Origin of the sequence: Actinocrinis sp., from assembly GCF_035938995.1 — a bacterium.
GTDB lineage: Bacteria > Actinomycetota > Actinomycetes > Streptomycetales > Catenulisporaceae > DASZGI01.
This window is the reverse complement of the sequence record NZ_DASZGI010000077.1, coordinates 1-13,292: the sequence shown is the minus strand read 5'-3', so window position 1 is coordinate 13,292 and position 13,292 is coordinate 1. Positions and strand designations below refer to the sequence as shown.

Here is a 13,292-nt window from a genome sequence, read left to right as displayed (position 1 = left end):
GGCGGTCTATCTCGATACGTATCAGCCCCCGCCGGAGTCTCCGCTCGCCCGGCTGGCCGACCTGCGCGCAAGCCTCGACCGGCTCGCGACGCTGCCGACCGCCGAACTCGACCGTCTGCTCAGCGAGACGCTCGACGCCGCTAGCCACCGCTTGGACGTCTGGATCACGGCCGTGAGCACGTCGCTGCTCACCGACCAGCGCGCCGCAGCCACAGCCGCGGCGTCCGGCGCAAAAACCGCCGCGCTGCACCTCGGCGCGTACGGCTGGGTGGAGAACCTGACGCCGGCTCAGCCGCAGCCCGTCGTGACCGGTGCCGACGCCGAGGCCGTCGCCCGGCTCGACCGCGCCCGCGAGCAGGTCACGGGCAACGTCGCGCCCAAGCCGGCGCGGCTGCCGCACGAGGACAACGGCGGCTTCGTGCACGCGCCATCGATGACGCAGGCCGCGGCCGGAGCCGTGCTGCGCAGCGGATACCTGAGCCACCGCGGCACCAGCGACGAGCCGAGCCTGGCGATCGACCTGTCCTCGCAGCGCACCGGCGCGGCCCTGTGGCTGCTCGCCGGCGTCCGCCAGGGTCTGAGCCTCGGCGCGATCACCGGATTCCGGTTCGAGCAGCAACTGCACGAACAAGGGCTCGATGTCTACGTGCAACCGTTCCGCGACGCGTATCCGCTCGTCGGCGACGAGCTGACCGGCACCACCGCGAACGGCGCAGTCGTGCCCCCGTCCCAGGTCGCCGATGGGGTGAAACTGCGGGCCGCGTGGCAGTCCGGCGCACTCGCCCCGGGAGCGAACTGGGGCCCGGGGCTGCCCCCAGCCGGAAACCCCGCGCAGGCCGCGGTCGTCGCCATGCTCGAGGAGATCGACGACATGCTCAGCGCCCTGAGTGACGTCTCGATCGCCGAGAGCGTCTTCCAGATCATGCGCGGCAACTACGGCCGCGTGGGCGGAATCCTCGACGCGGTCAGCCGCGGCGAGCACCCGCCGGACCCGGACATCGTGACCACCCCGCGCCCGGGAGTGGACGTCACCCATCGCCTGATGCTGCTGCTCGCGGGCGCGCCTGCCGTGCCGTCGGCGTGGGCCGGCGTCACCGAGCGGCCGCGCGCGGTGGCAGAGCCCTGGCTTTCGGCCTGGACGGCCGGCCGACTGCCCGATCCGGCGACTGTGCGGGCCCTGGTGAGCTGGACCGCCGCCGGACAGCCCGGCTCGATCGTGGTCTCGCTGCGCGACCTGGACATCGGCCCGCTCGACGTGCTGGCCCTCGCCGACGCCGCCGACCAGCCCCAGCGCGCCGAGCTCGAAAGCCGCCTGCTGCTCGCGGCCGCCCCGCCCACCGGCGCCGGCACGGTGACGATCACCTACGGCGCCGAACACCTGCCGACAGGCTCGGTCACGTTCCCCGACCTGCTCACCGCCGCCCGCGCGGTGCGATCCCTGCTCGGCAGCGCGCGACCGCTGGATCTGAAGGCCTTCGCGCTGCCCGACAAGGCGCCGGCCACCGGGGCCGTCGACCTGACCGAGTTCGCGGGCCGGGTGGCGGGGCTCGTCGCAGGCCTCGACACCGATCTCAGCACCCTGCAGAACGCGGTCGCGGCCCTGCAGGCGGCCCCCACCAGCGCCCTGGCCGCGGCCGACGTGGTCAATGCGCTGATCAAGGCCGCCGGGTACGCTCTGCCCTCGGCGCTGCCGGACCCGGCCCTCTCGGCCTCCGGACTCGTCGACCTCGGTCAGCGCACCCTCGGCCAACTGCAAAAGCGCCGAGCGGCGGTGACCGGGCAGACCTCGACGCCGGCCGAAGTCACCGCGGACGCGCAGGCCGTGCTCGGCGCCGGAACGATCATCGTGCCCCGCCTTACCCCGCCGGACGCATCGTCCCTGCACCTGGCGTTCGGCGAGTCGGCGGCCATGCAGGCGGTCGTTCCGCAGGCGGTGCGCCGTTGGCTCCTTCAACTCAGCCACATCCGGCCCGGCGTACGGCGCCTCGACCTGGCGATCTCCACCACGAGGCTGCTCGGCGCCGCCCGCCCGGGCATCGCCATCGCCCAACTGCCGCAGACCGCGGGCGACCGCTGGCTCGGCCTGCCGCTCCTGCCCGGCACGACGCCCGCCGGGGGCCGCGTCGCGATCGAGGCCGTCACCACCGGCGACCCGGCCACCGCGACCGCGTACGCCGGTCTGTTGATCGACGAGTGGCTCGAACGCATCCCGGCCGACAGCACCACGGCCGGCGTGGCGTTCCACTTCGACGAGCCGAACGCCCGCGCCCCGCAGGCGATGCTGCTCGCGCTCTGCCCGGACGCCCGCCCGACCTGGGACCTCGGGCTGGTCGCGACGATCCTGGACGAGACGCTCGGCCTGGCCAAGGTGCGCGGCGTCGACCTGGCCTCCGTCCAGGAGGTCGGCCAGATCGTGCCGGCGCTCTACTTCCCGTTCAACCTCCAGGCCGCGACCCCGGCGACCACGTTCGGGAAGGAGTTCACGGTCGATGACGTCACAGTCGCCCGCCTCGCTTGAGCTACCGGTCGCCGTACCCTCCGTCACCAGTTGGACCAGGCTGGAGCCGCAGCCGCGCGACGCCACCCTCGCCCGCTCCCTCCAGGCTCAGGTGCGCGACCCGTTGTGGCTGCTCACCCGCCAGTGGCAGGTCGGCGAGTTCGCCGGAGAGGACGCCGGCTCGCCGGTGCAGACGACACTGGGCATCAGCTCCCGCGCCGTCACCGGATACCGCGCAGGACCCCCGGGCGGCGCCGTCGTCCCGCTCGACGCCGCCACCGCGCTGGAAACACAGGTCGAACGCGGGCCGGTGCACTTCAAGGTCTTCGGCAGCGTCCAACTCGGCCTGCTGTTTACCGATCTCGCCGAGGACGCGGGCCTTCCCGCGTCCACCGTGGACGCCTTCCGGGCCGCCTTCCCCCTCGCGGCGACCGACCCGGCGCCGAACCTCGCCGGCACCGACGGCTTGCAGTTGCGCGCGCTCGCCGCCGGACGCGCGATCGACGGCGAGGCGCTCTACCGCTCGGTGCTCGCCGCCCGCGCCGGTCAGGTTCCGAACCCGCCGCTTCCGCCGCAGGCCTCTGATCCATCCGTGTCGGCCGTGCTCAACGTCTTCGCGGCCCTGCGCACCAGCGCCTTCACCGAGCACGAAAGCGCCGCCTGGCAGCCAGCCGACCTCGACTACGCGTTCGGACTCGAGGTCGCGAGCACCGACGGCGACTCCGCGCTGCTGGAAGCCGACGCGTTTCCGGGCGGGCACCTGGACTGGTACTCCTTCACCTCGGCGACCGGGAAGACCTCGTCCACCGCAGCCGACCCGGTGTACACGACGACGAACATGCTGCCCGGCCACGTCACCTTCCACGGCATGCCCTCCGACCGCTGGTGGGGCTTCGAGGACGACAAGACCGACTTCGGGCAGCTCGATGCCCAACACGTCGACCTGGCCAAGCTCCTGGTCATGGAGTTCGCGCTCGTCTACGGCGGCGACTGGTTCTACATCCCGGTGCCGAGCCCGATCGGCTCACTGCAGAACGTCACGACCCTCGTGGTCACCGACACCTTCGGCGAGCGCACCATCATCCGGCCGGTGGAGCACTACCCGGTCCAGGACAGCACCCGCCCCTGGTCCATGTTCAAGGTCAGCGACGCCACCGGCGCGGTCGGCGACTACCTCCTGCTCGCGCCGACCCTCGGGCAGACCGACGACGCCGACCCGCTCGAAAACGTGCTCATCACCCGCGACCCGACCGCCGCGCTCGCCTGGGCGGTCGAGCAGACCCTTCAGGGCGCCTCCGACCTCGGCGTCGACGGATTCGAGAGCTACCTGGCCCGGCTGCGCGAGCAAGGCCAGACACCGCCGCCGCAACCCGCCCCGGACATGCCGGCGGTCGCTTACACGCTCGAACACCCGCCGCCCGACAACTGGATTCCGCTCGTGCCCGTCCTGCCCGCCCTCGGACAGGCCGCGGTCTTCCGTCGCGGCACGATGGACATCCCCGGCCCGGGCGGCACAGTCGAACAACTCGTCGCGCACGCCGAGCTGCTCGAACCGGGCCAGCCGTTCTACCTCACCGACCGCGTGGTCACCCCGATCGGCGTCAACGCACAACGCCTGTTGCGCCGCACCCGCCTGCCCGACGGTAGCACGATCGCGTGGCTGGCCAGACGCAGCGGCCCCGGACGCGGCCTCGGCGCCGCAGGACTCAAATTCGACTACCTGCGCGACGGGACGACTGCTTCGAGCTAAGACCTATCCAGACGGCTCGCTGTTGGCGTGGCAGGTCAGCGGTCATGGCTGACCCGGCGCACACCACGCGACCACCCACGAAATGGCGTGGTGGAAGAACGTTTCCGCGGCGGACGACTCATTCCGTGCGCAGTACCTCGGCCACCGGCCGGTTCGCGCCGATGCGGGCAGGCAGCAGGGTCAGCGCCATCACCGCGACCAGAGTGCCCACGAGCACGGAAGCCAGCGACCACGTCGGCGGAGTGACCACCGACGTGCCGCTGCCACCGGCAATGGTGATCACGACGTTGAACAGTCCGAGCCCGGCCGGGATGCCGAGCAGTGCCGCAGGCAGCGCGGGTATCAGTTGGGCCGCGGACAGACCGGCGCTGACCTGCCGCGGTGTCGCGCCGAAGGCGCGGGCGAGTGCGGCGGGCCGGCGGCTGTCCACGATGGTGGCCCAGGTGACGAAGAGCGCGTTGGCTGCGGCCAGGAGCACAAGGCCCACGGTCAGTACCGTCGCGACCTGGTTGATCTTGTCGGCGAAGGCGTTGTGCGCCAGATATGCGCTGTTGCCGAGTTGCGGGTTGGCCGTGCTGAGCGTGTGCTGGATCGTCAGCGCGACCACGATCATCGCGACGGTGATCAGCAGGCTGGCCACGGACAGTACCGCGCGGCGCGGTCGGCGGGCCGCCAGGCGCATCCCGAGCAACAGCGACGCGGGCAGCTTGGCGGACAGCGCGTTCACGCGGGGGTGACGTCGCGGGGGTGTCGCCGCGTGCGCCAGGGCTCGCAGCGTGCTGGTGCGCGCGCCGCGCAGCGCAGGCACCAGGGTCGCGCCGCAGGTGATGGCCACGGCGACCCCGATCACGATGGCGACGGTCGATGCGGTGATCAGCGGCGCGTCGGGGGCGCCGACCAGCCCGGCGCCGGGATTCGTCAGCAGGGGCGCCGCGAGCCGCCCGGCGACCAGCCCGACCACCGCGGCGGCCAGCGCCACGATCAGGTACTCGGCTAGCAGCAGCACCGCGATGAATCGGGAGGTGGCGCCGACCGCCTTGAGCAGGCCGATCCGGCGTGCCTGGTCGGCCAGCCGCGCGCCGACCAGCACGGCGAGGCTCGCCAGGGCCAGCAAGCCCAGCAGCCAGCTGCCCACCACCAAGACGACGCGCTCCGCCAGTACCAGCACGGCGTCCTCGTCCCGGATGTCCTGCCACGGTGTGGCGAAGAACGTGTCAGTGGTGTGGGCTGCTGCGAACGCGGGGGCCGCGTCCGGCGAGGCCAACCGCAGATTCAGCACATAGGCCACAGTCGTGTCGGCATCAAGGAGCTGCAGACTGTCCGCGGTGGTGATCCAGACCAATCCCGGCGCATTGTTCGGATAGGTCGCCCGCGCCGCAGTGACCGCGATGCCGGCCACCTGGAACGGCCGCCCTTTGAGGGTGATGCGATCGCCCGGGGTCACGCCGAGCGCGTCAGCCAGGCCGCGTTCGATCACGACGCCGCCCGGCCGGATCCAGGAACCGGCGGTCACGGCCGGCTGGTCGATGGCGGCGGGTCGTACATCCCGGGCTTCGGTATCGACGTCCACTCGCTGGCCGCGCGCTCGCAGCGACGTGGTGACCAGCAGGTACGGCCCGGCGGCAGCCCGCACGCCGGGCGCGTTGGGCAGGCCGGCCAGGAAGGCTGCCGGATAGCCACCATTGGTGGTGACCGTGACGTCGGGCCCGGCGGTGACAGCGCGGGTGTGATCCCATGGGCTGGCGGTGACGCCGCCCAGCGCAAGTCCCACCGTCAGGGTGGTCGTCGTGGCCGCGATCACCAGGAACAACATGGCGCTCTGGCCCGGACGGCGGCGCAGGTCGCGGATCACCAGCCGGATCAGCAGTCGGATGCGGCCCATGGGATCAGGCCTCCCATCCGGCCATCGCGCCGAGGTTCGGCCGGTGGCCGCCGCCGGTCAGCCTGGTCTCGTCGACGAACGCGCCGTCGCGCATGCAGACCAGGCGGTCGGCGGTGGCCGTGATCCGCGAGTCGTGGCTGACCACGATGACGGTCTGTCCGGCCGCGCGCAGTTCGTCGAAGACCCGCAGCACCTCGACGGTCGCCGTGCTGTCGAGGTTCCCGGTGGGTTCGTCGGCCAGGAGCACCTGCGGATCGCCGATCAGTGCCCGCGCGATCGCCACCCGCTGCCGTTGCCCGCCGGACAGCTGCGCCGACAGGTGGCCGGCCCGCTGCGCGAGACCCAGCCGCTCCAGCAGTTCGACGGCTCTGCGGCGGGCTGTGCGCGATGCGACGCCACCGAGGAGCGCGGGAAGTTCCACATTCTCCACGGCGGTCAGCTCGTCGATGAGCTCGAATGCCTGGAACACGAATCCGATGGCGTGGTTGCGCAACCGGGCCATCGCGGTCTCCCGCAACCGGTCGATGCGCTGTCCGGCCAGCCACACCTCGCCGGCCGACGGCCGTTCCAATCCGCCGAGCAGGTGCAGCAGGCTCGATTTGCCGCATCCGCTGGGCCCGACGACGGCCACGGTTTCACCGGCCGCCACCTCGAGATCGACCTCGTCGACCGCACGTACCAGGCTGGCCCCCGCACCGTAGTCCAGCCGCAGCCCGCGGGCGCGCACCATCGGCGATTGCGTCATGACCCCTGTCCCCTCCGCGTGCTCCAATGCCGTTCGCACTGATCCAGCCAGTTGAGATCTGCCTGGAGCCGCAGCACGGCGCCCTCCAACAACAGTCCGGCCACCGAGCCGGCCGGCTCGGCCATCGCGGCGCGCTGAGCATCGCCGACGAGCCGCAACAACTCCCGCCGCTGCACGGCGATCAGGCCCACCGGGTCGGCCAGGCCGGCCCAGGCCGCCGCGACGAGCTTGAGATGGAACTCCACCGGGGCGGGCCTGGGCCACTCCGTCTCCGCCAGCCACGCCGCCACCCGCTGCTGCCCGGCCGGGGTGAGCAGGTAGACCTTGCGATCCGACCGGTCGGCCTGGCCTGTCGCTTGCTCCACGGTGATCAAGCCGGCCCGTTCGAGCCGGCCCAGGGTGACGTAGACCTGCCCGCCGTTCATCGGTTCGCCCAGCGGGCCGAGCGCGGCCTGCAACCGGGCACGCAGCTCGTAGCCGTGCGACGGCTCTTTGGCCAACAGCGCCAGCAGAACGTCTTGCACTCCAACACCCCCTAACCGTTAGCTGTAACCCTAACGGTTAGGGGATGGAGCGTCAACAGACCTACGGCCGGGATGGAGTCCGCACGGTTCACGACTACAGGTAGGCGTGAACCTGGTCCGAGCAGGGGCTACGGACGGACCCGACCACGTGATCAGCTGCGGTATTCGGATTCGGTCGGCAGACCGGATGAGACTGACTTCTCGGTCCGGGCGACCTCGGCACGCGCGTAAGCTGCCCTGACCGCGGCCTTGAGCGTCTCGATGTCGTAGGCGCCGTGGTGGCGCTTGCCGTTGATGAAGAACGTGGGCGTGCCGGACACGCCGCTCAGATCCGCGGAATCGGCGTCTTCGGCGATCCGCGCGGCGTCGGCATGGCTGCGCAGGTCGTCCGCGAAGCGTTCGGTGTCCAGACCGAGCTCGGCCGCGTAACGACGCAGGTCGGGAGCGGTCAGCGCGTCCTGGTGAACCAGCAGCAGATCATGCATCGGCCAAAACCCGCCTTGCGCGGCCGCCGCCTCGCCCGCTTCCGCGGCGAGTTGGGCATGAGGATGCACGTCGCTCAGAGGCAGGTGCCGCCACACGTACCGCACGTCCCCGAAGGCGGTCAGCAGTTCGCGCAGCACCGGCTCGGCCTGCCCGCAGTACGGGCACTCGAAATCCCCGTACTCGACAATCGTGACCGGTGCGTCGGCCGGTCCACGAATATGGTCGCGATGCTCGTCGACGGGGACCGCCAAGTCCACGATCACGTCCGCGGTGCCCAGCAGTGCCCGCTGGCGCATCCGCTTGGGCAGCAGCGCGGTGACCCGGAACACCGTCCAGGCCAGCGCCGACGCTCCCGCCGCCGCGGACAGCACGCCGAGCTTGGCCTGCTCCAACTGGACGCCGTGGAACGCGAGCGTGGCGATCAGCAGCGACACGGTGAACCCGATCCCGGCGGCCGCGCCGGATCCGGCGGCTCCGGCCCAGCCGACCGGCAGGCGCACCCTTCCCCGGCTCAGCCGGGTGAGCAGCCACGCAGCGCCAAGTGTGCCCACCGGCTTTCCGACCAGGTAAGCGATCAGGATACCCAGCGTGATCGGGGAGGTGTAGGCGTCGGCCACGAAGCGCGCGTTGACCGGGACGCCGACGTTGGCGAGGGCGAACAGCGGCACGATGACGTAGCTGGTCCATGGGTGGTACCAGCTCTGCAGCCGCTCGTTGGGCGAGATCGCGGCGGACACTCCGAGCCGGGCGCTCTGAGCCAGCTCGGCGGTCGGCTGCTCGCGAAACCGCCTGAACAGGTCGGTGGCCTGTTGCAGGTCGTCACGCGCGGCCGGATAGGCGAAGGTGAGCAACCCGATCACCAGGCCGACCGACACCGGGTCCACACCGGACTTGAAGAACGCGACCCAGGCCGCGAGCCCGAGCAGGAAGTACGGCGGGCCGTAGCGCACGCCGCGCCGACGCAGCACGTAGGCCACGCCGAGCAGGCCCAACCCGACCAGCAGCGCCGTCACCCGGATGCGTCCGCTGTACACGAACGCGATCACGACAATGCCGACCAGATCGTCGACGACGGACAAGGTCAGCAGATAGGTACGCACCCGCAGCGGCAGACTCCGGGCGACCAGGGCGAGCGCACCGAGGGCGAACGCGGTGTCCGTGCTCATCGCCGCGCCCCAGCCGTGCGACGACGGGCGACCCGCGTTGAAGGCCAGGTAGATCGCGACCGGCAGCAGAGCCCCGCAGATCCCGGTCAGCAGCGGCAGCGCGAGCTGGCTGCGCCTGCGCAACTCGCCCATGTCGAACTCGCGGCGCGCCTCGAGGCCCACGACCAGGAAGAAGAACGTCATCAGCCCGGAGTTGACCCAGCCGCGCAGGTCCTGCGCCACCGCCGCGTGCCCGACGCTGACCGACACCGGAGTCGACCACACCGCGCCATACCCGGATGGTGCGATGTTGGCCCAGGCCAGCGCGACGATCGCGGCGGCCAACAGCAGCGCAGCACTGCCGGTCTCGGTGCGCAGGAACTGCCGACGCGGCGTGCTGCGGTCGCCCGCTAAAGTCGTCGTGCCCGCTGCCGTCGCGGTCGATCGAATTTGTGCCATACCGGGATTCTGCCGACTCTGCTCGACTTCAGGGTGGCAAGCGCAGACGCCGGGCCGTGCCACCTCCCGCGGTGGCGCGGCCCGGCGTCCGGGTCAGTGCTCAGCGATCGCTCGCCCCGGCACGGTTGATCACGAGGTGGCGGTGAGCCAGAAGTCCTGGTTCGCCTGGCCGTTCTGGTACCAGAGGTCGATGTTCGCGCCCTCGCCGTAGCTGTAGCCGCTCACGTCGAGCGCGAGGCCGGTCTCCTTGTTGATGTAGGAGTAGCTGGTGACGATGCCCCACTGGCTGAAGTTGGGGACGTTGTTGAAGATCTGGCCGGTGTCGGCGGGGTTGCAGTAGGTCTGGAACAGCGCGTCACCCGCGGCGCCGTCGGTGTCCATGCACATGCCGCTGTTCTTGTTGCGCAGCTCGAAGCCCTGGTAGTGGCCGGCGTCGTCGTAGATGCCGTCGAAGTACCACTTCTGCTCGTCGCCGCCGTCGTTGTACCACTGGATCAGCCGGGTGCCGATCGAGCCGGAGCCGCCGGCCACCGCGATCTCCTGCGAGTCGTAGACCGGCGAGATCCAGTAGGCGGTCGTCCCCGGCGAGACGGCGGCGGCATTGGCGGCGGTGGCCCCGAGCCCGACGACGCCGGCCGCGGCGAGCGCCGCGACACCGAAGGCCGCTGCCCCACGGCGGATGAGCTTGACGTTCATGGTTTCCCTCCTTGTCGATGGCCGGTCCCTGGCCGGCCGATAAAGACGGTATGTGCGCGGCAGGGGCGCCGATCTGCAGCGCCGATGCAGCGCGGACCGGGCCGGTCAGGGCGGTTCTGCGGCAGAAACCGGCAAGATTGCTCAGGCGGGGCCGCCGTGGTGTCATGGCTCTGTAATGGTGTGCTGCGCAACCGGAGTGGCCGGCGATGTCAGAATCGTGACGTCGGCGGGTTTCGCCACGGGGCCGCTACGGGACTTGGGGGCCGGATAGCCTCATGGGCACCGCCAACCTCGCGCACGGCGACGGAGCCTGGCTGCGCGGCCTGCGCGTCAGGTCCGGAATGAGCCAGCAGGAGCTCGCCAGGCGCGCCGGGCTCAGTGTGCGGGCCCTGCGATACTTGGAGGGCGGCGGCGTCGCCCGGCCGCAGGCCGCGTCGGTGCGCCGCCTCGCGGACGCCTTGGGCGTCGATCCGGACGACCTGATCGGCCGATTCATCGGGCGGGCCCCGGACAACCAGGCCGGCCGCCTGCGCGTGGACGTGCTCGGCCCGCTCGTCGTGCGGCACGGCGCGAAGGTCGTCGAGATCGGCTCGGCGATGCAGCGCACGCTGCTGGGACTGCTCGCCCTCCAGCACGGCCACGTCGTCGGCAGCGGCGAGATCGTCGACCTCCTGTGGCCGACCGAGCCACCGCGCACGTGCCTCCAGTTGGTGCACACCTATGTCGGACAGGTCCGTCGCCTGCTCGAACCCGACCGCGCCGCACGGCCGGCCGGGCTGATCGTGCGCCGAGGCGGCGGTTACGCGCTCGAACTCGAACAGGACCAGCTCGACCTCGCCGAGTTCGACCGCGTGGTCGCGCAGGCCCGGCAGGCGTGGTCGGCCGGAGTGGCGCAGTCCGCCGGTCAGTTCTACCGCGAGGCTTGGGACTGCTGGCGCGGCGCGCTGCTCGCCGGGTCCGACGCGCGGCTGCATCAGCACCCTGCCGCCGTCGCCGTCACCCAGCGACGGGCCGCCGCGGTGCTCGAATGGACGGACGTCGCATTCAGCCTCGCCACCTACGACACGGTGGTCGGCCCACTGCGCGTCCTCTACGCGGACGAGCCGCTGCACGAGGGTCTGGCGGCGCGCCTGATGCTCGCACTGGCCGGAAACGGGCAGCAGGCAGCGGCGCTCGCCCTGTTCGACGACGTGCGCGACCGGCTCGACGCGCAACTCGGCGTGACCCCGGGGCCGGAGCTCAAGGCAGCCCAGCTGCGCGTGCTGCGCGGGCGCCTGCCTGCCTCGGCGCGTCCGGCCGCCCGCGCAACGCCTGCAGCCACACCAACGGCGCCACCTCCGGCCCAACTGCCCGCCGACGTCGACGCCTTCACCGGGCGCGGCGCACAGCTCGACACGCTCGACGCGCTGCTGCCCGACGAGAACGCCGCCGGACCCGCGCGCGTGATCGTGCTCGCCGGAATGGGCGGGGTCGGAAAGACGGCGCTCGCCGTGCACTGGTCGTACCGGGTGAGCTCCAGCTTCCCGGACGGCCAGCTCTACGTCGACCTGCGCGGCCACAGCGGTGAGCCGCCGCTGCGCCCGATCGACGCGCTGGCCGGGTTCCTCACTGCGTTAGGCGTGCCGACCGACCAGGTCCCCGAGGACGAGGCGCAGGCCGCCGCGTTGTACCGCAGTCGGCTGGCCGGTCGGCGGGTGCTGGTGGCGCTGGACAACGCGGTCGGCGCCGAGCAGGTGCGCCCGCTGCTGCCGACCGGGCCGGGCTCGCTCGCGCTGGTCACCGGCCGGGACCGGATGACCGGCCTGATCGCCCGGGACGGCGCCCGGCTGGTGCCGCTTGACGCCCTGGCGCCGCACGAGTCCGTCGCTCTGCTCGACCACATGCTCGGCCCCCGGCGCGCCGCGGCCGAGCCGGGCGCGGTGGCCGATGTGGCCCGGTTGTGCGCGCATCTCCCGCTCGCGCTGCGGATCGCCGCCGCCAACCTCGCCGCGCGCCCGCGCCACCGGGTGGCCGACTACGCCGCGAAGCTCGTGGCCGGTGACCGGCTCGGCGAGTTGCAGGCGGACGGGGATACGGCCAGTGCGGTGCGGGCCACGTTCGAACTGTCGTGCACCGCTCTGCCGGCCGCGGAGCGCCGCATGTTCCGGCTGCTCGGGATCGCGCCCGGCCCTGACGTCGCCGTCGGCGCGGCCGCCGCGCTCGCCGAGATGTCGGCGGGGGAAGCGGAACGGGCGCTGGACCGGCTCAGCGGGCGTCACCTCCTCCACGAGCGCGCACCCGGGCGCTATGCGATGCATGACCTGCTGCGCTTGTATGCCGCTGAGCTGGCGGAGCGGGAAGAGCCGGACATCGAGAGCAGCGGGGGCAGGGATCTCGCGCTTACGCGCCTCGCCGTGTACTACCGTGCACGTGTCGCCGCCGCCGCGCAGTTGCTCGCCCCGCATCTGCTGTACCTCCCCGCGCCCGACGCGCCGCAGGCCGACCCGCACGAATCCGGCACCGCCGCCTCCGGACCGTTCGCCGACACCGCCGACGCCGTCGCCTGGCTCGACGGCGACCTGCCGAACCTCGTCGCGCTGGTCCGGGAACTCGGCGCGCGCGGGCACCACGCGGCGGCCTGGGGTCTGTCCGACCTGATGTCGGCCTACTTCGCCCGCGGGACCAACACCGTCGACTGGAGACTCGTCGCGGAGACAGCGCACGCGGCCGCCCTGACGGGCGGTGATTCCGGTGTGCAGGCGGCCACGACGCTGCAGTTGGCGATGACGGACGTATACCAAGGGCGCTATGAAACGAGCGCGGTCCGTCTGACGGAGACGGCCGCACTCGCCGAGCAGGCGGGCTGGACCCAGTGCCAAGCGGTGGCGTTGAACAACCTGGCCCGCTGCCAGTGGACCGCTGGCCTGGTCGAGGAGCCGATCGCGTCGCTCACCGAGGCGCTCGCATTGCATCGCCGTGCCGGACGCATCGCGGGCGAAGCCGTCACCCTCGCCAACCTCGGCGCCGCGCACGCGGACCGCGGCCGGGAGCCGAACCCGGGTCCGCGCGAGCGAGAAAGCCTCGAGCTGGCGATCCGATACCTGAGCCAAGCGCTGGACCTGCACCGGC

The 13,292-nt window shown here is 72.0% G+C and carries 7 protein-coding genes and 1 pseudogene; 3 read left to right on the top strand and 5 right to left on the bottom strand.

The features are described 5' to 3' along the window. Positions 1-2,518: pseudogene (locus tag VGZ32_RS04960) on the top strand (hypothetical protein); the annotation flags it as partial. After that, on the top strand, positions 2,490-4,247 hold the full coding sequence (locus tag VGZ32_RS04955; protein WP_326884615.1) for a hypothetical protein: 1,758 nt from the start codon (positions 2,490-2,492) through the stop codon (positions 4,245-4,247). The pseudogene VGZ32_RS04960 and the gene VGZ32_RS04955, both read left to right, overlap by 29 nt. Positions 4,248-4,365: 118 nt before the next feature. Here VGZ32_RS04955 and VGZ32_RS04950 read toward each other — a convergent pair whose 3' ends face one another. The 5 genes from VGZ32_RS04950 to VGZ32_RS04930 all read right to left on the bottom strand — a co-directional run bounded on the left by VGZ32_RS04950 (position 4,366) and on the right by VGZ32_RS04930 (position 10,184). Beyond that, on the bottom strand, positions 4,366-6,129 hold the full coding sequence (locus VGZ32_RS04950; RefSeq protein WP_326884614.1) for an ABC transporter permease: 1,764 nt from the start codon (positions 6,127-6,129) through the stop codon (positions 4,366-4,368). Between the two features lie 4 nt (positions 6,130-6,133). Then, entirely contained in the window at positions 6,134-6,874 is a 741-nt protein-coding gene (locus tag VGZ32_RS04945) for an ABC transporter ATP-binding protein (RefSeq protein ID WP_326884613.1), read from the bottom strand. After that, positions 6,871-7,398 carry a PadR family transcriptional regulator gene (locus VGZ32_RS04940; protein ID WP_326884612.1) on the bottom strand — a complete coding sequence of 176 codons (528 nt, stop codon included), beginning with the start codon at positions 7,396-7,398 and terminating at the stop codon, positions 6,871-6,873. The genes VGZ32_RS04945 and VGZ32_RS04940 overlap by 4 nt, the downstream gene beginning before the upstream one ends. A gap of 152 nt (positions 7,399-7,550) precedes the next feature. After that, positions 7,551-9,488: a Na+/H+ antiporter NhaA gene (gene nhaA / locus VGZ32_RS04935; protein ID WP_326884611.1), complete on the bottom strand. Its 1,938-nt coding sequence runs from the start codon at positions 9,486-9,488 to the stop codon at positions 7,551-7,553. A 129-nt stretch (positions 9,489-9,617) separates the two neighbouring features. Next, positions 9,618-10,184 (bottom strand): RICIN domain-containing protein, encoded by a 567-nt coding sequence (locus tag VGZ32_RS04930; RefSeq protein WP_326884610.1) that lies wholly within the window; start codon positions 10,182-10,184, stop codon positions 9,618-9,620. Between the two features lie 275 nt (positions 10,185-10,459). Between VGZ32_RS04930 and VGZ32_RS04925 the strand changes: the two genes are divergently transcribed. After that, a partial coding sequence (locus VGZ32_RS04925) for a BTAD domain-containing putative transcriptional regulator (RefSeq protein ID WP_326884609.1) occupies positions 10,460-13,292 on the top strand: 2,833 nt, incomplete at its 3' end.